This is a genomic window from Reichenbachiella sp. (genome assembly GCF_039941815.1).
Classification (GTDB): domain Bacteria; phylum Bacteroidota; class Bacteroidia; order Cytophagales; family Cyclobacteriaceae; genus Reichenbachiella.
Window position 1 is genome coordinate 82354 of record NZ_JBDVDW010000014.1, and the last position, 20625, is coordinate 102978.

Below are 20625 nucleotides of genomic sequence, written 5' to 3' on the forward strand. Positions count from 1 at the left end.
ATGATCGAGATTAACGATAGCTAGTTCTAGCTTTCCAATTTTTTGAACTCTTGTTGGCACTCATCTTGGGAGATTTTGTTTCATCGAGAGCCATGGCAGCGATGACGGCGGCCACCTTTTCCTCCTCTTCTGTACCGGCATCAAGCATTTCCGGTTTAAAATAATTCTGCACAAATTTTGTATCAAAATTGCCGCTAACAAAGGCTTCATGATTGATTGCAAACTTGCAAAATGACAAGGTGGTTTCAATTCCATTAATTTGAAACTCATCTATCGCACGAGTCATCCTATCTATGGCTTCTTTTCGGGTGGCTCCTTTCGTGATCAATTTCCCGATCATAGGGTCATAATAAATAGGAATATCCATTCCTTCTTCGTACCCATCATCTATTCTAACTCCCGGGCCATGAGGCCTTTTGTACGAAATTAATTTTCCGATATCCGGTAAAAAATTATTCTTTGGATTCTCAGCGTAGATCCGAACTTCCAGTGCATGACCGTGGATACTTAAATCTTCTTGAGCAAAGCTGAGTTTTTCGCCTCTGGCTACTTTTATTTGTTCTTTTACCAGATCTATTCCCGTGATCTCCTCGGTCACACAGTGCTCTACCTGTAGACGAGTATTCATTTCAAGGAAGAAAAAGTCATGATTTTCATCAACAATAAATTCCACTGTACCTGCCCCTACATAGTCGCATGCTCTGGCAACATTGACGGCTGTTTCGCCAATCGCCTTTCTCTTTTCTTCGCTAAAAATAGATGACGGTGCTTCTTCTATGACTTTTTGATGACGGCGCTGGATACTGCATTCACGCTCGAACAAGTGCAGAATATTACCATGTTCATCGCCCAACACCTGAACTTCTATATGTCTGGGTGATCCGATAAACTTTTCTATAAAGACCGCACCATTTCCAAACGCAGATTTAGCCTCGCTGATGGCTCTGGTCATTCCCTCCTCCAACTCATCAGGAGATTCTACCACACGCATTCCTTTACCCCCACCGCCAGCACTGGCTTTGATCAATACGGGGTACCCAATTTCATCAGCTACTTTTTTTGCAATAGTCAGGTCTTCAACAGCTTCATTGATTCCTGGCACCATAGGGATATCGTAGGTGGCCACAGCTGTCTTAGCAGCCAGCTTATCTCCCATGATCTCCATAGACTCTGCAGAAGGTCCTATCAAGATAATCCCAGCTTCCTTTAGTTTTCGAGCGAATGTGGCATTTTCAGATAAAAACCCATATCCAGGGTGAATGGCATCGACATTCAGTTTTTTACTTGCTTCTATGATATTGTCAATTACCAGATAGGATTCGGAAGAAGGCGCTGGCCCGATGCAAATGGCTTCATCAGCAAGTTTCACATGTGGTGCCAGCCGGTCCGCCTCACTATAGACTGCCACGGTAGAGATTCCCATTTCTTTAGCCGAGCGAATTACTCGGATTGCAATTTCTCCACGATTGGCTATTAAGACCTTATTAATATTTTTCATTTGGAATCAATAATTGTACGAAACTTAAACCTAATAGCGAATATAGATCAAAAATTGGCAAAGAATTTACCCAATGGAATATCAAATAATATTGCGTATATGTTAGCAGAAATGTTAACTTTGCAGTCGTTTTAAAAAGAGCATTGTTGCATTAAATCAAAGCAAATTAATGGATTTATTTGAAAAATTTAATGAGGATAGAGGCCCTCTAGGTCAGCATTCCGACATGGATAATACAAACTTCTACATGTTTCCAAAATTAGAAGGACAAATCGCTCCTCGAATGAAGTTCAGAGGAAAAGAGGTTCTTACCTGGAGTTTGAATAATTATCTTGGCCTTGGCAATATGCCAGAGGTAAGGGATGCCGACACCAAAGCCACAGCAGATTGGGGATTAGCTTATCCAATGGGTGCAAGAATGATGACTGGTAATACAGAATATCATGAGAAGTTGGAGAAGGAGCTTGGAGATTTCGTTGAGAAAGAATCTTGCATGCTATTAAACTACGGCTATCAGGGCATCATGTCCATCATCGACGCGGTAGTTGGAAGAAAAGACGTAGTAGTTTATGATGCTGAATCTCACGCTTCTATCATTGATGGGCTTAGATTACATGTAGGCAAGCGCTTTGTATTCCAGCATAATGACATGGAAAGCTTTGAAAAGCAGCTGGTACGTGCAGACAAATTAGCTAAAGAAAATGGAGGTGGTGTACTGGTGATTACTGAAGGAGTATTCGGTATGTCAGGCAGTATGGGCGACCTCAAGGGCATTGTTGCTCTTAAGGATAAATATGAGTTTAGAGTACTCGTGGATGATGCACATGGTTTTGGAACTATGGGCAAGACTGGTGCCGGTACTGGTGAAGCACAAGGCGTACAGGATGAAATAGATCTATACTTCTCCACTTTTGCCAAATCAATGGCAAGCATCGGGGCATTTGTAGCCGGAGACAAAAACGTCATCGAGTATCTGAAGTATAATGTGAGATCTCAAATTTTTGCCAAGTCGCTTCCAATGCCTTTGGTAATCGGTGCCTTAAAAAGACTTGAACTCTTAAAAACACGTCCGGAGTTGAAAGACAACCTTTGGACGATAGTAAATGCCATACAGGAAGGCCTTAAAGAAAAAGGATTCAATATTGGTAAAACACAATCACCTGTAACTCCTGTGCTACTTAATGGAGGCTGGAAAGAAGCCGCCAACTTAATCACTGACCTCAGAAACAACTACAATATTTTCTGTTCAATGATTGTATATCCAGTGGTACCGAAGGACGTTATTATGCTGAGGATTATACCTACTGCTGCCCATTCTTTGGAAGATGTAAAAGAAACAATCACTGTGTTCGAAGCCATCAAACAAAAGTTGGATGCGGGAGTTTATAGAGACGCAGAAATTACACAATTGGCTTAAGACAAAAAATATTTAAAAAACATGCTCTACTGCATTGATTTATCGTTTTTTAGTATAAATTGCCAACTCTTGTTTAATATTCAATAACCTTAAATAGTAAAACAATATGAAAAGATTTAATGAAGTAAGAGACCTTATCGCTTCTTTGGAGGGAGATTTCGAAAAATTCTACGACAAAAAAAACCAGGCTGCTGGTACTAGAGTAAGAAAAGGAATGCAAGACCTTAAGAACCTTGCTCAGGAAATCAGAATCGAAGTTCAAGAAATCAAGAACGAAGGTTAATCCACCGCGATTATAAGAAATAAAAAGGGGTGGTCAAACCACGCCTTTTTTTGTGTCTAAATTTTCGTATTCTTTTCTTATTTGTTCTACCAGATCGGTACTGGCCTCCACCAGAGGCAATCTGAGTTTACCATTGCCTATCCCAATAAGTTGAAGTAGTGCCTTGACGCCAGTCGGGTTCCCTTCAGAAAAAATCAACCCCAGCATATCTTCCATATCATTCGCCATGCGTTTAGCCTCAGCATAATTCTCTTTGAGTGCAGCATTTACTAAATCAGACATTTGACTCGGGAGGGCATTGGCTATTACTGAAATGACACCATGACCACCAATCCTGATAAATGGAAGAACTAAGTCGTCATCTCCAGAAGTAAGAAGAAAATCATCAGGCATTTTCCTGGCAATCTCTTCAGCTTGAATCACCGTATCTCCAGAAGCTTCCTTAATTCCAATAATATTTGGATGCTGAGCCAAAGCCACTACAGTCTTAGCGTTCATATTGCATGAAGTCCGCTTAGGTACATTATACAATATGATAGGCTTGGGTGCGGCATCAGCTATAGCCTCATAATGAAGCTGTAATCCACGCTGCGAAGGCTTATTGTAGTAAGGGCAGACTACCAAAAACGCATCGACATCTTCTTCAAATTTTAAATACTTCTTCACCATAGCCTGGGTATCATTGCCCCCAAAACCGTAGACGATAGGTAAATTTTTCTTATTGACTGACTTTACAAACCGTAAAACCTCCAGCTTCTCCTTACCAGTCAGCGTTGGCGACTCAGCTGTAGTTCCCATTACTACGAGGTAGTCTACTCCCCCATCACTTACATGATTGACCAACTGCTCCAGGGACTTATAGTCTACGCTGAGATCATCGTTAAACGGTGTGACTAGTGCCACTCCTGTCCCTCTAAATTTATCCATTTCTTACATTTGTTAAGTAGTGATAGACTTCTTCCATAAACGATTGGTATTTATCGTCTTTTGAACTGATCATCAATTCAAAAAATTTGTTCTTACCTTCCTCAAAGCGCCCTACGCGACATTTAGCTTTAGATCCTGCTAATATATTTTGGGTGTACTTGTTTTGGTTCCAGTCTAGGCTGACCAAAAAATCGAATGGTTCATTCCTAAATTGCTCAACCGTAGATTTTGACCAATTACCCTTGGCGTTGAGGTCCTTTTCATTGAAATAGGCATATCCCGGATCGTCAAGTTTGGCAGACACAGGAACGAATGTCATGGTGGTCACTTTCTTTTGATCCGATTCAAACTTTGCAATCAGTTCATCCAATAAGTCGTTCGCTCGGTTTTCATCGAGTGTAAATAAAAGACCTATTTTTTTTGCCTCTTTATATGCATCAGACACTCGGATGGTATCATTGCGTTTAAGCGCGAGTGCTGTTTTTAATTTAACTAGAAACTTTCCTATCATTTTCTGATTAGTTAATCATCTCTTCTAATTGTACTTCCGAAATGATTTTAATGTTTAGTTTTTCTGCTTTTTCAAGTTTAGATGGCCCCATCTTATCACCAGCTACCAGATAGTCGAGCTTTGAGGAGATAGAGCTCACCACTTTACCTCCATGGTCTTTAATAAGACTCTTGAGCTCCTCGCGTCCATATTTCTCAAACACGCCCGAAATGACAAAAGTCTGACCAGCTAGCACATCACTACTGGTTTGATATTTACTCTCGTCTACTTCGAAGTTTAATCCAGCGGCTTTCAGTTTTTCAACCAATACCTGATTTTTTTCTTCAGAAAAGTATTGAATTAAGCTTTGAGCAATCCGATCTCCTATTTCTGGTACAGTGATCAATGTCTCAAAATCAGCATTTGCCAATTCATCAATATTCTTAAAATGAATGGCAAGTTTTTCCGCCACTGTTTTACCAACAAATCGAATACCCATTCCGAACAGCACCTGCTCAAATGGCGCCTGCTTAGACTCTTCTATTCCTTTCAGCAGGTTTCTTACACTGAGATCCTGAAACCCCTCCAATCCGATAATATCTTCGTATTTCAAAGCAAATAAATCTGCGATGTTGTGTAGCAATCCTTTTTCGAACAGCACTTTAATGGTTTGCTCGCCCATAGAATCAATATCCATAGCCTTGCGATGAATGAAATGCTCGATCCTTCCTTTGATCTGAGGCGGACAGCCTTCTATATTTGGACAATAGTGGTTTGCCTCTCCTTCATATCTCTCCAAAAGAGTATTACATTCAGGGCAAGTACTAATATATTCTAGCTCCTGTGAGTCTTGTGTTCGCGAGTCCAAATCCACTCCAGTAATCTTAGGAATAATCTCACCTCCTTTTTCGACATAGACCATATCTCCGACACGTACGCCAAGCCTTTCTATTTCATTGGCATTGTGAAGTGAAGCTCTTTTGACTGTAGTACCTGCAAGTAATACAGGTTCTAGCTCAGCCACGGGAGTTACGGCGCCAGTCCTTCCCACCTGATAGGTAACTCCATTGAGCCTGGTTGTGGCACTCTCCGCTTTGTATTTATAAGCAATGGCCCATCTCGGACTCTTAGCTGTAAACCCAAGGTCTTTTTGCTGCTTGAGGCTGTCTACTTTGATTACTATGCCGTCGGTCTCAACGGGTAGCTCCCTGCGCTTTTCTTCCCAAGTAGCTATGTACCGCAACACTTCTTCGATATCATTACATTTCTGATATGTTGGGGATACGTTGAATCCCCATTTTTGCAATAGTTCTATAGACGCCGAGTGTGTTGGAGCTACTTCCTGGTCTGTCATAAGGCTGTATAGATAACAATCAAGTTTTCTTGAAGCTACAATGCTTGAGTCCTGCATTTTGAGGGTGCCGGATGCAGTATTTCTAGGGTTGGCCAAAGGCTCCTCTCCATCTTCAATTTTCTGTTTGTTCAGAGCTTCGAAAACCGAATTAGGCATATACACCTCTCCTCTTACCTCAAACACATCTGGGTACTCACCTTCTCCCAGACTTAGTGGAATAGACCTAATGGTTTTTGCATTGGCAGTAATATCATCTCCTTTAGTTCCGTCTCCCCTGGTGACCGCTCTCACCAGTTGCCCTTGTTCATAAGTGAGACTGATCGCTACTCCGTCAAATTTGAGTTCGCATAGATATTGGTATTCCATATCTTCAAGCCCCTTACTCACTCTGCCATCAAAATCCCTTAGGTCCTCTGGTGAATAGGTATTCGCCAATGATAACATAGGATACTTATGTGCTACAGTCTCAAAGTTTTTGGTAATAGTACCTCCTACGCGCTGTGATGGTGAATCAAGTTGCTTTAGCGCTGGAAATTGCTCCTCCAACTGTATTAATTTCAATAACAGCTGATCAAATTCATAATCAGAAATCTCAGATTCGCTATCCTGATAATATTTTTTGTTATGATAATTTATCTGTTCGCTTAAAGCGACAATCTCTCTTTTTGCCTCTTCTTCTGACATATATTTTCCGTACTGTCCGAAGACAAATCTATAAATACTTTAGCTTATCAATTCGAGTAATTATGAATTATAAATATTGATTTTAAAATATTAACCGATTACTTCAGATTTGTTATAAAGAGAAACTGGAAATAATGATGTCGCAAGCTCTAATTCTTAAATCTTGAATCTTAAAACCTACTTCTTGTAGCTTATTATGTCTAAATTTGCGCTTCAGAAAAATCATTAAGCCTTGTCGAATATATTAGCAATAACCGGTCGCCCAAATGTGGGTAAATCTACTCTTTTCAATCGCTTGGTCGAAAGGAAAAAAGCCATTATGGATAACGAGAGCGGGGTCACCCGTGACCGCCACTACGGCTTCGGACAGTGGAATGGTAAATATTTCACAGTCATAGATACCGGAGGATATGTAATGGGTTCGGATGACATATTTGAAGAAGCCATTAGAGATCAAGTCAAATTGGCATTGGATGAAGCAAGCGTCATCTTGTTTATGGTAGATTGTCATGACGGGTTGACTGACATGGACAAGGATTTTGCTAATATCCTTCGTGAGTTGAAAAAACCAGTATTCGTGGTGGCAAACAAGGCAGACAATCCCGAACTTACTTTGATGTCTGCCGAGTTTTATGGCTTGGGTTTGGATAGCGAAATCCATGTGATCGCATCCACAAGTGGCTCTGGTACAGGAGATTTGTTGGATGCAGTAGTAGAGCATTTTGAAGATACCGATTTGGAAAATCCTGAGGAAGGTGTTCCAAGAATATCAATCTTAGGTAGACCGAATGCTGGCAAATCTTCATTTCTGAACGCCCTTTTGGGAAAAGATCGATCTATTGTAACTGACATAGCTGGTACTACCAGAGATGCCATCAACACTCGGTACAAACTATTTGGCAAGGATTTCATACTTACAGATACAGCCGGGATCAGGAAAAAGTCCAAAGTGCATGAGGACATCGAATTCTACTCAGTTTTACGAGCCATCCAGTCCTTGCAGGATAGTGATGTTTGTATGGTTATGCTAGATGCAGAACGTGGCTTTGAGGCTCAGGATATGAATATCATAACACTGGCAGATAGATACAAGAAAGGAATCATGATCATGGTCAATAAGTGGGACTTGATTCCGGACAAAGACAGTAAAACGGCAGATAAATTCAGAAAAGAAATTGAAGAGAAATTGGGCAATCCACTTTCCTATATTCCAATCATATTCACATCGGTCACCGAAAAACAAAGAATCTTCCAAGCCATTGAATTGGCTATAGAAATCCATGAAAACAGAACAAGGCGAATTACAACCTCTGAGCTGAACGATGCCATGTTGGCCGAGATCGAACACTACCCTCCACCAGCCTTGAAGGGTAAGCATATCAAGATCAAATATGTGACCCAGCTACCAACACGGACTCCATCATTTGCTTTTTTCTGTAACCTTCCTCAGTATATAAAGGAGCCATACGAGCGATTTTTGACTAATAAACTGCGCTCGCACTTTGATTTTCGTGGGGTACCAATCAAAATCTACTTTAGACAGAAGTAACCTTGTCAGAAGCCAGTAATCGTCGATTGTTTGAACGTCATCTTCCCGCTGGAGCTGTGGAGTATTGCTTCTCACTTTGGAAGGAGCTGGGTTTCAATTTCAAAGTCACAAGAAAGCGACAATCCAAGTATGGGGATTACCGATATGACCCAAGCAGTCGCACGCATGCGATATCAGTCAATCATGATCTTAACCCGTATGCTTTTTTGATCACTTACATTCATGAGGTAGCCCACCTTTTCAATTTTGAAAAAAATCAGCGAAAGGTATCGCCACATGGAAAAGAATGGAAGTTAGAATTTAAAAGACTCATGCTACCATTACTCAGAGAAGAAATAATCCCCATGGATGTGCTGAGCCCTCTGGCCAAGCACATGAAAAACCCTAAGGCTACAAGTACGGCTGATAAAAACCTATTTGTCGCCTTACGAAATCATGATCAAAATAAAAGTGGTTTGCTCCTCAAGGAGGTAGATACTGGTACCAAATTTCTCTTTAATAAAAAGGTATATAGAAAACTGGAAGTACGAAGAACCAGAAGCTTATGTGAACTGACCAGTAATCAAAAAAAATATCTGATCTCTGAAACTGCCCCGGTGCAGGTTTTCAAGAACTAGAGTAAGCCACACAAAGCATACAGTATTCTAGCGCCTACATTGGCATTCCATTCTTTGTCATGATCCTGAGGTGCCACCTCGCAGAGATCAAAGCCTATGATCTGGCGACCGGATGACCTCACCTGACGGATAAGAAATAGTGCTTCATCATAGTCCAACCCTCCAGGCACTGGTGTACCCGTCCCAGGGCAGAAGGATGGGCGCAATCCATCTATGTCGAAACTAACATACACTTTGTCTGGAAGGCCACTTATTATATCACTACAAATGCTCTTCCATGATTCTCCGGAATAAATACGATCCTTTAGTCTTAGATCATAGAATGTTGAAATTCGATCATCAGATTGAGTCACGTCCACTTCTTCCTCACAATAGTCCCTAATACCTACCTGTATCAGTTGCGTCACCTCAGACAGTTGAAGTGCATTGTACATAATGGATGCGTGCGAATGTGTAAACCCTTCATAGGTATTACGAAGGTCCATATGAGCATCGATTTGAAGAATGCCAAAACTACCATAAGTCTCGGCCAACGCCTCAATATAGCCGAGCGGGCAGCTATGATCCCCACCGACAAGCCCGGTTTTCTTGCCGGCACTAAGATGCGATAGTGTAGTGGCTTTTACTTCCTCTTTTAGTGATTCGGTAGCTTCATTTATACTCACAAGCACCTGTGATAGATCAGGATTACTATATCTTGATTCAAGCTCTTGAATATACGAATTGACCTTTGCCCTCAACGTCCGGCTCTTTTCTCTTATATTTTGGTCAATAGGCGCCATCCAGATTCCCTGCTTCCAGGGTGCCTCACTGTCAGGTATTTCAAGATCTAATTGTGGCGAGGCATTCAGAATTGCATCTGGACCATCAGCGGTACCTTCATTGTAGGATACGGTTACATCCCATGGTACTGGGATTATGATAATGTCAGCTTCTTCTTCTTTGAATGGTAAGCCGAATATCGAACCCTGAATCCCAACTGCACTTGGATTGTATTCTGAATCAGGCTCCATTTCTACTGACCTTGTTCGGTTCGAACTGGTCTATGGTACTTCACCAACTCCATGTTTCCCTTTGATATTTCAGCCCAGGTGGCACCATCAAATTTCAAATGTACCAGGCCTGCCGGAGAGACATTTCCAATCACATCTCCGCTAACATACTCCGCTAAGTAAGTTATCGCAGGGTTGTGGGCGACAATTACAACTTTATTATTTTTATCATCAAGCTCATTTATCACTCTCAATAGGATCCGTGTAGAGGATTCATATAGGTCCTCAAGAAAATCAATATTGACAGGATCATAACCCAGTTGTTCAGCAACCATGGCCGTAGTCGTCCTGGTCCTGAGTGCTGTGCTTGAAAGAATCAGATCAGGCGTTCCAAACAAATCAGACATTGTTTTCCCTAACTTTGATGCGTCTATTTCGCCATCTGAAGTAAGCGGTCTATCGATATCTTTGATATCAAAATTTGTTGAATTTGCTTCCGCATGTCTTACTAGAAAAAGTTCTCTGCTCATGTGATGTAATTGCTCTTACAATTTGGCAATTTATTTAGAAATCTAAATTTCGTATTTGCTAAAATCAATTTTTTTTAATCATCTTTGGCGTTTTCACGAAATAATTTCGAATCTATGTCTAAGAATCTGGTAATAGTGGAGTCGCCCGCCAAGGCGAAAACGATAGAGGGGTATTTAGGAAAGGACTATAAGGTAGCCTCCAGCTATGGACATGTCCGGGACCTACAAAAAGGAAACAACGCCATAGACATAGAAAACGGTTTCTTACCTACTTATGAAGTTTCAAACGATAAGAAGGATGTCATTCGAGAATTAAAAAAACTAGCCAAGGGTGCAGAGACTATCTATCTAGCGAGTGATGATGACCGTGAAGGAGAAGCCATATCCTGGCATTTACAGGAGGCGTTGAAATTAGACGAATCAAAAACCAAGCGAATTGTTTTTCGGGAGATTACAAAAAATGCCATCAAACATGCCATCGACAATCCCAGATTGCTGAACATAGATTTGGTAAACGCTCAGCAAGCACGCAGAGTACTCGATCGTCTGGTAGGATTTGAACTCTCTCCTATTCTTTGGAAAAAGATTAAAACCGGCCTTTCTGCAGGGCGTGTACAATCTGTCGCTGTACGATTGGTCGTAGATAGAGAAAGAGAAATTGATGCTCACCAGTCGATATCTTCTTTCAAAATCACCGCTGAGTTTATTCTGGACAAAGGAATTATACTTTCGGCTGAGCTCCCAAGTAAATTTAGTTCCAAAGAAGAAGCTGAATCTTTTGTAAAAGATTGTGTGGGTGCCAATTATGATATCAAGAACTTAGAAAAAAAGCCTGGCAAAAAGTCTCCTGCACCTCCGTTCACCACCTCGACTCTTCAGCAGGAAGCCAGTAGAAAAATTGGATTTTCTGTATCTAGGACAATGAGCGTAGCTCAGAAATTGTATGAGGCGGGAAAGATATCCTACATGAGAACTGATTCGTTGAATCTATCTAATGAAGCTATTGCTGGAGCGAAAAACGAAATTACTAGGAGCTACGGAGAGAATTTTGTAAAAACCAGAAAGTTCAAAACCAAAAATGCCTCTGCTCAGGAGGCTCACGAAGCCATCCGGCCCACCAATTTTGCTGACCATACTGCCGGCAACGATGACAGTGAAATAAGATTATATGAATTGATCTGGAAGAGAGCCATAGCCTCTCAAATGGCCGATGCAGAAATCGAAAAAACTGTAGCTACAATTGGCATTTCTACAAGAAAAGAAAACCTAACCGCTTCAGGTGAAGTAGTCAAATTTGAAGGATTTCTAAAGGTCTATACTGAATCGACAGATGAAGATAGCGCTGAGCCAGAAAACAAAGGCATGCTGCCACCACTCGAAATTGGGCAAGCATTGTCACTCCGGGAGCTAAAGGCAAGAGAAGGATTTAGTAGGCATGCGGCTAGGTATACAGAGGCCAGCTTGGTGAAAAAACTGGAGGAAATGGGCATCGGGAGGCCCTCTACCTATGCACCCACCATCTCCACTATTCAGAAAAGAGAATATGTTGTAAAAGAGGCACGTGACGGGCACGAAAGAAAATACACTGAGATTGTTCTAAATGATAGTGAGGTTAAGACATACGAAAAAACTGAAATAACCGGTGCAGAGAAAAATAAGCTCTTCCCTACCAACATCGCAATGATCGTGAATGACTTCCTGGTAGACTACTTCCCTGATGTAATAGACTATTCATTCACGGCAAATGTGGAAAAAGAGTTTGACGAAATAGCTCATGGCCAAAAAAATTGGAATGCCATGATCGAGTCATTTTATGGAGGCTTTCATAAAACTGTAGAAACTACCGAGCAGATAGAAAGATCTGAAATTGGCAAAGTACGTGAACTGGGGAACGACCCTGCCACTGGGAAACCAATCATTGCCCGAATGGGTAAGTTTGGAGCGATGGTACAAATGGGTGAAATCAGTGAGGATGAAGAGGCCGAAAAACCAAAATACGCAAGTCTTAGAAAAGGTCAATTTTTGGACAACATCACTTTAGAAGATGCCCTTGAGCTATTCAAATTGCCACGTGATGTTGGCGAATATGAAGATAAGGTTGTGAGTATAGCGATCGGGAGGTTTGGTCCTTATATCAAGCACGATGATAAATTTATCTCCATAGGAAAAGATGAAGATCCTATGACGATTAGTTTGGAGCGTACTATTGAATTGATAAAAGCGAAGCAAGAAGCAGATGCTCCAGTTGCTTATTATAACGACCTACCGGTTCAAAAAGGTGTTGGACGTTTTGGACCATTTATTAAATGGAACAACATGTTCATTAATGTGAACAAAAGATATGACTTTGAGCACCTTACCGAAGAGGACATAGTTGAACTCATAAAAGAGAAAATTCAAAAAGAAATTGACAAGGTCATTCACAACTGGGAAGAGGAAGGTATTGTAGTAGAAAAGGCACGATGGGGAAGATCCGTAATCAAAAAGGGGAGAATAAAAATCGAACTTCCTAAAACAGTCGATGCTGCCGAATTAAGCTTGGATGAGGTACAAGCAATAATTGAGAAGAACGCGCCGGCTAAGAAGAAAAAAACACCTGCTAAGAAAACCGCAAAGGCTAAAAAGAAATAAGAACTTGCTAAACCAGCAAGTCCACATCCCTAATTAGGATTCTCCGTCTATCGAAGTTAATTATGTTCTTCTCTTTGAGTTGATTGAGTGTGGTCGTCACAGTTTGTCTGGACGTGCCTGTCAGATTTGCAATATCTTTATGAGTGAAGTTATTTTGAATCAAAGTTTCGAAACCTACCTTCTGACCACTCTCTGAAGCCAGCTCTCTTAAGAATTCGATGATTCGTGTTCTGGAATCCTTGGACGTAATAGATTCTATTCGCTTGTCCAATTTTTCAATTCTTCTTCCCATCAAACTCAGCACTCTGGAAAACAAGGAATGATTTGTTTTGGCCGCATCCAGCAATTCCCTCACTACCAACACTCTCACAATTGTATCGTTGGAAAGGACTCTGGCATACTCGGTTCTCTTCTGCTCTTCTATAAGCGCCATCTCACCAAAAATACTTCCGTCGCTCAAAATCGATTTGACGACCTCATCACCAGATGCATCCTCTTTGGCCAACTTCACACTTCCCTTCTCTATGAAATAAATGAGATCCGAGGGTTCATTTATTTTAAAAACATAGTCATCTTTCTGATATGTAATCTGACTTGATGAAAGGATTTTTTCCCCGTATTCTAAAAGTATATCTGATCCGTTATTTTTCATATTCTAGAGCATTATTTATGACCAACTAATAATCTTAACACCCAAGTATTGGATTACCACTATTGTATAATGGGGTAGAAATTTTCTTTAATCAGAAAGAAGCATTGAGATTATGTCGGGTGCATTTATATTTGCCTCATACAAAGAGCCATGACTTATCTCTATCTAAAATCACTCCACATTATTTTTGTAGTAACCTGGTTTGCTGGGCTATTTTATATGGTGAGGCTTTTCATATACACCACGGAAGCCCATCAGAAGACAGAACCCGACCGTAGTATTTTATTACAGCAGCTACTCATGATGCAAACCCGACTTTGGATGATTATCTCATGGCCATCTGCACTCCTCACTCTTGTTTTCGGAACCTGGCTAGCCATCGAAAGCAGCTTTTGGATCCAGCCATGGTTTCACCTCAAATTACTCTTTGTCGGTGGACTATTTCTGTATCACCTGATTTGCCACAAGCTCTACCGGCAGATGAAAAAGGATGTCTACAAATTCAGCTCAACTCAGTTGCGACTGTGGAATGAGGTAGCCACACTTTTTCTTTTTGCTATAGTATTCATTGTGGTACTCAAGAGTACACTCAATTGGCTGTGGGGTATAGGCGGATTAGTACTCATTGGCATCCTACTGATGCTTGGAATTAAGATTTACAAAAAGTTTAGAAATGTTTCAAAATAATTTCAACAAGCTGACAATTGTCGGTCTGGTCTTTATCACCCTGGCTTGTAATCAACCCTATGGTAAAAATGAATTGCCCATCATGGGAAGAAAAAAGATCGTGGAAAAAGAAGTTGAGGGTAAAATGGTCATTGACACTCTGGATCACATGATTGCCGATTTTGCCTTTTACAATCAAGACAGCTTACTGGTTACCAATGATACCTTTAGCGATAAAATATATGTATCGGATTTCTTTTTCACCTCATGCCCTACCATCTGCCCTAAGATGAAAAAACAGATGCTGAGGGTCTATGAAAAATACTATGACGAGCCGCAGCTAGCGATTCTATCACATACTATTGACCCTACTTACGACAATGTGGAAGTGCTTAGTGCCTATGCCGAAGCGCTTGGTGTGGAAAGCACAAAGTGGCATTTTGTAACTGGTGATGAAGAGGTGATTTATGAACTTGGAGAGAAAAGCTATATGGTTACAGCTGGTGAAGATTCGAATGCTCCAGGAGGATATATTCATAGCGGAGCTTTTCTACTGGTTGATAATCAAAGAAGAATCAGAGGTGTATATGATGGCACGATGGAAGAACAGGTTGATATTCTCCTCTCAGACATCCAAATACTGCTGAATGAATTGGAATCCAAAAAATGAGGTTTCCTTTTGTCTTCTCAATGATAATAGCGACTGGTTTATTGGTCAGTTGCAACTCTAACCAACATAAATATGAAGGTCAGAAGGCAATCAAATTTGACCAATATATGTTTCAAGGCCTTCAGTTGTATCAGACTCACTGTTTGAATTGCCATCAGAAAGATGGCACAGGTCTTGGTAAACTTATACCTCCACTAAACACGAATTTTGTAACACAGCAAAAGGACTTGATAATCTGCGGAATCAAGAATGGACTAGAGGGTGAGATTTTGGTAAATGGAATAGCTTACGATGGCATCATGCCTGGCAATCCACGATTGACACCATTAGAAATAGCTGAGATCATGACTTACATAAGCAACTCATGGGGCAACCAAGTCGGAATAATCAGCATCACAGAAGTAGAAGAAGGTCTGGCCAAATGCAGAAACTAATCCTTTGGTAAAAGATATTTTTCTGCCTCCTCCTTCGAATTGAGCATATCATCTCTTACCTTCTGAATTTGTTTTCGCTGCTCTGATAAATATTGTATAACCTCACCATGCGGGGTACCCTCATCTTGCTGCTCAAATTGACGCATCCATTCCATCATGCCTTCATTGGCGTCTTTAAGGTTTTTCGACAACTGTCTTAGCTCATCGATTTTTGCAGTGCGATCAGCGATTGAATCCAAGGCCAATGAATCGGCTTGAGAAGAAAGCTTCTTCGCCAAAGATCTGAGTTGATCCATTTTTGGCATTACTTCATCATGAACCGCTATTACTTCGTTGAATAACTTTTGTTGCTCCTCTTTCTCTGATGTACACCCAGTACTAATGAAGATTAGGAGTGCAATCACTGTATAAAAAAATGGTTTTCTGGTCAGCATTATGAAAAAAGATTTAGTCTTTATTTATAGTAAACTATGGAAAGGACAAAGCTATTAAAATTATAAGGTCAATGAAAAGAGAATGCTATTGGAAGTTCAACATTTTGAATCCGTCTAAATAATCTTTATCTTAAAGGATAAATACAAATAAAAATTACTAGCTATGGTTTCTATTCTGTTATTATTTTCCATCAGTATTCTGGGCGTTTGTTACTATAGATATAAGACTATATTGAAGAAAGAGCACAACCATTAACTCTTCAAGTCTACTTCTTGCCCCTATTCGCAACCACCTGTAATATTCGGTTTACCTGCCGGAGATGATGCTTGTAATGTTCTTCCAAAAATAGAACTGTTTGATACATAGAAAATCTTCCTGCAAATGGATGCCGAAATATTAGTTTGTCCAGAGCTTCCTCAGGGAATGTCTCAATTAGTGACTTCAGCGACGCCCTATTTTTGTCGAACTGTTGCCTGAGCTCTTCATAACTTGTTTCGTTTGAAGGTTCGGGCAGCTGCTTTGGCATCTTATACCTCAATGACGAGTCCAGCAACCATTTCAAAAAAATGGCTCTTATTCCCGACCATGCGTTGCTTGGCTTGAGAGAGTCTATGCCTTGCATTTTCTTCTGGATATATCGAAGTGTACCGAATTCCGCGTTAGAGAGGTGAACCAGGACTTGATTTACCGACCATTTACCTGGCCCTTCTGGAACAGCAAGTAAATCGGTTTCGATTTCATCCAGCTGATTTTCCAACAAACTCCTTTTTTGTTCCAAAGACTCAAAGGCCGTCAATATTTTACTTCTTAAATCCATATTGTTAGTTTAGAATGAGGGTATTGCAATACCACCTAAGATAGCGTCAATATGCGAGGCAAAAAAGACAAATACTGAGGATTTAGCCCTTATGGTTGATTGCATTTTTCAAATACAACAGGCAACTCAATGCTCTATATTTAATAAGGAATATTGAATTTTTTATATTTTTTTAATTAATATAGCGGTGAAATTACATTACCATTTGTATTGATATTGTATTGAAAAATAAAGACCACCACTTTAAATCAGGACATTTTAATACAGCAACATGCAAATTTTAGATATTTTAGCCCTATTCATATGCTTAGCGGGCATCTTTATCTACGTCAATACCTACTATCTTAAACTCCCATCTTCAGTAGGCTTGATGATTTTGGCTCTGGGACTTTCACTTGCCCTCTTAATAATTGAACAAATCATTCCTGAATTTAAATTAGGGACAGAAAGAATTTTGGTTGATTATGACTACCATGAAGTCCTCTATCAGCTCGTTCTCAGCTTTATGCTCTTTGCCGGAGCACTACAGATAGATTTCAAAAAACTTGCTGAAGAACGTACGCCAGTTCTTATTCTGGCGCTATTGGGTGTGTTAATATCAACTGCAATAGTTGGTGGTTCTGTTTATTACCTGCTGGGATGGATCGGCATAGAGCTTGAGTTCATGTATTGCCTGGTATTTGGGGCCTTGATCTCCCCTACCGATCCTATCGCGGTTACATCCACTATTAGAAAATATAGCCTATCAAAGAATCTTGAAACTCGAATTGCTGGAGAATCCCTTTTTAATGATGGTATTGCAGTGGTTCTTGCCATTACCCTTCTAGACCTTGCCCATGGCGGTGAAGATCATTTCTTAGGTCCGGTTGATATTGTATATGTTTTTGGAACTGACATCATTGGCGGAATAGTTATCGGCCTGTTTTTGGGCTATTTGGGCTATAGAATTCTAAAATACATAGACAACGATGAAGTAGAAGTGGAAGTGCTGATGACCTTGGCTCTTGTGATGGCCGGTACTCAACTGGCAGAGTTTGCACACGTATCTGCCAAACAAGCTGTAGTAGTTATGGGATTGGTAATCGGCAACGAAGGCAAAAGTGGTCATGTGACTAGCGCAGCAGGTGACTATGTATTCAAATTTTGGCACCTTATTGAAGAGACCTTAAATGCGATGCTGTTTGTATTGATCGGTCTGGAGATGCTTATCATTCCATGGAGACTCGATTATTTTGCTGCCGGGTTTTTCGCTTTTAACATTGTACTGTTCGCAAGATATGTAAGTGTAAGTCTCCCAATTGCTGCCATGAGCACCTTCCGCAGCTTTGAGAAAAACACGATTCATGTATTGGCTTGGGGAGGACTTAGAGGTGGTATTCCGATTGCTCTGTCCTTGTCACTTCCAGAGTTCGAAGGAAAGGAAGTGATTATCACCATGACCTATACCGTAGTAGTATGCTCTGTTCTATATCAAGGACTTACTATTCCAAGGTTGATGAGAATCACATTCCCAAGAAAATAACTCTATCCGAGTCTTTCTAAACTTATCTAATAGCCTTTGTCCAAATTGGACGATGAGCATGGTTCACTACACTTTTGGATACATGGCTAGCCAGCAGATGCAAAAGACCATGTCGATCATGCGTACCAATTGCAATCATTCCAGCATCAATATCAGCCGCATATTCCATGATAGTACCTGCAAGATCCGGAGACATTTTGACAGCTACCGTACAATCTGTCAGACCAAAATAGTCTACAAACTCATCAGCCCTCTTCTTCACCTCTGGCACAGTTGTCCAAATGGAATCAAACACCTTCAGTAAATGTAGTTTGGCTCCGAAGTGGCTTTGCAACTCTTTTAGATCTTCTATAATCTGACCATGATCGTCATTCAAATCAGTAGCATATACAATATCCTTGATGTTGTTTATTTCGCACTTCTCTTTCACTACAATCACGGGACAGGTTGCATGTCTTACAATCTTATCGGCAACAGACCCCACCAATATCTCTGCGAGTCCTGATGCGCCATTACTACCCATAAAAATAAGGCTGGCTTCATGGCTAGCAATATTTTCTGCAATTGACGAAAATGGATTCCCAATTTCAATTTTATAGCTAATTGTTAAATCGCTCATTTTGGGGTCATTTACTAAGGCCTCCATTCGCTCTTTAGTTTTATCAAGCAACAGCTTGACGTACAGGTTGTCCATCGGATCATAATGCGCCTCGCCTGAGATCTTCATGGTTTGGATATTAGGGTCTTCTACTACATGAAGCAATAGAATATCTGAATCAGTATCCACAGCTAGTGAATGAGCCGCATTCAAAGCATTTAAGGATTCATCAGAAAAGTCAATGGGAACTAATATTCGTTTCATATATATGGTTGTTTTAGGAAGTGATATTCACTACGTTCAACATAAATTTAGCAAATCCGAATCGGAAGTTTTGTTATTAATTCATTTTTCATTTTTGTAAGCAAGACATTCATCATAATATTGCCATCGTTAATAGTATCAATTATGAATCAGGTCAAATCCTTCCTAATATTCGGCATTCTTTCGAACTTATTGTTGTTCTCCTGCGACTCGAAGCAATCTGGTGGTAACACCAAGAGCCCAAGAGTTAAGAGTGTATGTAAAGTAACCTCACCAAAAAATGGCTCGATTTTTACCATAGGAGACACCATAAATTTTGAAATTTCAAAGAATGCTACCGACATAGAGATTGATTCGATACTAGTATCTCCCAATGTAGGAAAATACACTGATACATCCTTTGAATGGCAAACAGCCGCTGAAAATCCTGGAAAGAAAAACCTACTGGTTTCGATATTTCTAAGTAATGGCAACGTCGAAAAAAAACGCCATCAGATTACTCTCCTATCCGCTTTGGAGCCTACCCAGTACACCTACAGAACTGTTAATACTTTTGTACATGATCCGGATGCATTCACAGAAGGACTTATCTATAAGAGCGGTCAGCTCTATGAAAGTACTGGTGAAAAAGGATTTTCTACATTGCGTCGAGTAGATTTAAGATCAGGTAAGGTTCAAAAATCAATAGATCTAACCTCCCAATATTTTGGAGAAGGCATAGCCATTGTAGACGACAAGATATTCATGCTTTCATGGAAGGAAAGAACAGGGTTTATATTTGACAAACAGACCTTGGAAGCCAAGGGACAATTTTCATACGCTACCGAAGGCTGGGGACTTACCGCTCACGGAGACACCCTGATAATGAGCAACGGCACACATGTACTTCAATTCCTGGATGCGTCTGGATTCAATGTTATCCGACAATTAGAAGTATATGACAAAAATGGTCCTGTAGACGCTTTGAATGAATTGGAGTTCATCAATGGGGATATATTTGCCGTACGATGGCAGACAGAGAACATCTACATTATCGACGCCAGCACAGGCAAGGTGAAAGGCATAGTTGACTTGAGTGGTATCTTTGATTACTCTCTTTACAACAGAAGGATTGATGTACTCAATGGTATCGCATACAATTCAAAAACTGAGACATATTACGTCACTGGAAAATGGTGGCCCAAACTATTCGAAATCGAATTAATCAGAAAAAACAACATTTAAATTATGACACTAGAAGAAACTACCGATAAAGTAAAGGAACTCGCCAGCAAAAAAAGTGGTGCTATTGGTTCCAAAATAAAATTTCAATTCGATGAAGGCATCATCTACCTTGATGATACGATATCACCTACCTCGGTGTCCAACGAAGATGAATACGCTGATTGTACAGTCCGTGTGAGCTTATCGAATTTCAACAAGCTGATGTCTGGAGACATGAATGCCATGGGCGCATTTATGATGGGGAAAATTAAGGTCGATGGAGATATGTCCGTAGCCATGAAGCTTTCAAACTTGTTTTAGAAGGTTGAAGCAAACTAATCTGATCTATTAGTTCTTCTCAAAGTGAAAAGAAGAATTTCAGTACAATCTTA

21 protein-coding genes are annotated in these 20625 nt (G+C 40.4%); 11 read left to right on the plus strand and 10 right to left on the minus strand.

All coding sequences use genetic code 11. From position 1 onward, the window contains the following. Positions 1-10: 10 nt before the first annotated feature. Positions 11-1498 carry an acetyl-CoA carboxylase biotin carboxylase subunit gene (accC, locus tag ABJF11_RS01230; protein WP_348117358.1) on the minus strand — a complete coding sequence of 496 codons (1488 nt, stop codon included), beginning with the start codon at positions 1496-1498 and terminating at the stop codon, positions 11-13. 169 nt (positions 1499-1667) lie between these two features. Here accC and ABJF11_RS01235 point away from each other — a divergent pair, with 169 nt between their 5' ends. After that, a complete protein-coding gene (locus ABJF11_RS01235) occupies positions 1668-2915 on the plus strand; it encodes an aminotransferase class I/II-fold pyridoxal phosphate-dependent enzyme (RefSeq protein WP_348117359.1) in 1248 nt (415 codons plus the stop codon). Between the two features lie 106 nt (positions 2916-3021). Then, positions 3022-3198, plus strand: a complete 177-nt coding sequence (locus ABJF11_RS01240; RefSeq protein ID WP_348117362.1) for a histone H1 — start codon at positions 3022-3024, stop codon at positions 3196-3198. A 33-nt stretch (positions 3199-3231) separates the two neighbouring features. Here the strand turns inward: ABJF11_RS01240 and dapA are convergent, their stop codons facing one another. Genes dapA through ligA form a run of 3 tightly spaced genes read right to left on the minus strand, consistent with a single transcriptional unit; the run spans position 3232 to position 6653 of the window. Further along, complete coding sequence (dapA, locus tag ABJF11_RS01245) at positions 3232-4125, minus strand: 4-hydroxy-tetrahydrodipicolinate synthase (protein WP_348117364.1); 894 nt, start codon at positions 4123-4125, stop codon at positions 3232-3234. After that, positions 4118-4636: a hypothetical protein gene (locus tag ABJF11_RS01250; RefSeq protein ID WP_348117366.1), complete on the minus strand. Its 519-nt coding sequence runs from the start codon at positions 4634-4636 to the stop codon at positions 4118-4120. The genes dapA and ABJF11_RS01250 overlap by 8 nt, the downstream gene beginning before the upstream one ends. A 7-nt stretch (positions 4637-4643) precedes the next feature. Then, on the minus strand, positions 4644-6653 hold the full coding sequence (gene ligA, locus ABJF11_RS01255) for an NAD-dependent DNA ligase LigA (RefSeq protein WP_348117368.1): 2010 nt from the start codon (positions 6651-6653) through the stop codon (positions 4644-4646). Between the two features lie 232 nt (positions 6654-6885). Between ligA and der the strand changes: the two genes are divergently transcribed. Together der and ABJF11_RS01265 are read left to right on the plus strand one after the other, a co-directional pair. Beyond that, positions 6886-8202 (plus strand): ribosome biogenesis GTPase Der, encoded by a 1317-nt coding sequence (gene der, locus ABJF11_RS01260; protein ID WP_348117370.1) that lies wholly within the window; start codon positions 6886-6888, stop codon positions 8200-8202. A 2-nt stretch (positions 8203-8204) separates the two neighbouring features. After that, positions 8205-8819, plus strand: coding sequence for a SprT-like domain-containing protein (locus ABJF11_RS01265; RefSeq protein ID WP_348117372.1), 615 nt, complete (start codon positions 8205-8207; stop codon positions 8817-8819). Here the strand turns inward: ABJF11_RS01265 and ABJF11_RS01270 are convergent. Together ABJF11_RS01270 and ABJF11_RS01275 are read right to left on the minus strand one after the other, a co-directional pair. After that, a complete protein-coding gene (locus ABJF11_RS01270) occupies positions 8816-9832 on the minus strand; it encodes an agmatinase family protein (protein WP_348117373.1) in 1017 nt (338 codons plus the stop codon). The two genes, ABJF11_RS01265 and ABJF11_RS01270, sit on opposite strands and share 4 nt — an antisense overlap. A gap of 2 nt (positions 9833-9834) precedes the next feature. Then, positions 9835-10341 carry a histidine phosphatase family protein gene (locus ABJF11_RS01275; protein WP_348117375.1) on the minus strand — a complete coding sequence of 169 codons (507 nt, stop codon included), beginning with the start codon at positions 10339-10341 and terminating at the stop codon, positions 9835-9837. A gap of 114 nt (positions 10342-10455) precedes the next feature. Here ABJF11_RS01275 and topA point away from each other — a divergent pair, with 114 nt between their 5' ends. Next, positions 10456-12972 (plus strand): type I DNA topoisomerase, encoded by a 2517-nt coding sequence (gene topA / locus ABJF11_RS01280; protein ID WP_348117376.1) that lies wholly within the window; start codon positions 10456-10458, stop codon positions 12970-12972. Between the two features lie 7 nt (positions 12973-12979). On the opposite strand, the gene ABJF11_RS01285 is transcribed toward topA, so the two are convergent. Further along, complete coding sequence (locus ABJF11_RS01285; protein WP_348117378.1) at positions 12980-13624, minus strand: Crp/Fnr family transcriptional regulator; 645 nt, start codon at positions 13622-13624, stop codon at positions 12980-12982. A gap of 150 nt (positions 13625-13774) precedes the next feature. On the opposite strand from ABJF11_RS01285, the gene ABJF11_RS01290 reads away from it, so the two are divergent. From ABJF11_RS01290 to ABJF11_RS01300, 3 genes are all read left to right on the plus strand, one after another. Continuing rightward, positions 13775-14311: a CopD family protein gene (locus tag ABJF11_RS01290; RefSeq protein ID WP_348117379.1), complete on the plus strand. Its 537-nt coding sequence runs from the start codon at positions 13775-13777 to the stop codon at positions 14309-14311. Beyond that, positions 14298-14960 carry an SCO family protein gene (locus ABJF11_RS01295; protein WP_348117381.1) on the plus strand — a complete coding sequence of 221 codons (663 nt, stop codon included), beginning with the start codon at positions 14298-14300 and terminating at the stop codon, positions 14958-14960. Before ABJF11_RS01290 ends, ABJF11_RS01295 begins: the two co-directional genes overlap by 14 nt. A gap of 107 nt (positions 14961-15067) precedes the next feature. Continuing rightward, positions 15068-15394 carry a cytochrome c gene (locus ABJF11_RS01300; protein ID WP_348117383.1) on the plus strand — a complete coding sequence of 109 codons (327 nt, stop codon included), beginning with the start codon at positions 15068-15070 and terminating at the stop codon, positions 15392-15394. Here the strand turns inward: ABJF11_RS01300 and ABJF11_RS01305 are convergent. Continuing rightward, positions 15391-15828, minus strand: a complete 438-nt coding sequence (locus tag ABJF11_RS01305; RefSeq protein WP_348117385.1) for a hypothetical protein — start codon at positions 15826-15828, stop codon at positions 15391-15393. The two genes, ABJF11_RS01300 and ABJF11_RS01305, sit on opposite strands and share 4 nt — an antisense overlap. 266 nt (positions 15829-16094) lie before the next feature. Next, positions 16095-16646 (minus strand): DinB family protein, encoded by a 552-nt coding sequence (locus ABJF11_RS01310; protein ID WP_348117386.1) that lies wholly within the window; start codon positions 16644-16646, stop codon positions 16095-16097. A 271-nt stretch (positions 16647-16917) separates the two neighbouring features. Between ABJF11_RS01310 and ABJF11_RS01315 the strand changes: the two genes are divergently transcribed. Beyond that, a complete protein-coding gene (locus tag ABJF11_RS01315; protein ID WP_348117388.1) occupies positions 16918-18168 on the plus strand; it encodes a sodium:proton antiporter in 1251 nt (416 codons plus the stop codon). A 22-nt stretch (positions 18169-18190) separates the two neighbouring features. Here ABJF11_RS01315 and ABJF11_RS01320 read toward each other — a convergent pair whose 3' ends face one another. Beyond that, positions 18191-19030, minus strand: a complete 840-nt coding sequence (locus ABJF11_RS01320; protein ID WP_348117389.1) for a universal stress protein — start codon at positions 19028-19030, stop codon at positions 18191-18193. A gap of 144 nt (positions 19031-19174) precedes the next feature. Here ABJF11_RS01320 and ABJF11_RS01325 point away from each other — a divergent pair, with 144 nt between their 5' ends. Further along, on the plus strand, positions 19175-20254 hold the full coding sequence (locus ABJF11_RS01325; RefSeq protein ID WP_348117390.1) for a glutaminyl-peptide cyclotransferase: 1080 nt from the start codon (positions 19175-19177) through the stop codon (positions 20252-20254). 3 nt (positions 20255-20257) lie between these two features. Then, a complete protein-coding gene (locus ABJF11_RS01330; RefSeq protein ID WP_348117393.1) occupies positions 20258-20554 on the plus strand; it encodes an SCP2 sterol-binding domain-containing protein in 297 nt (98 codons plus the stop codon). Positions 20555-20625: the final 71 nt, after the last annotated feature.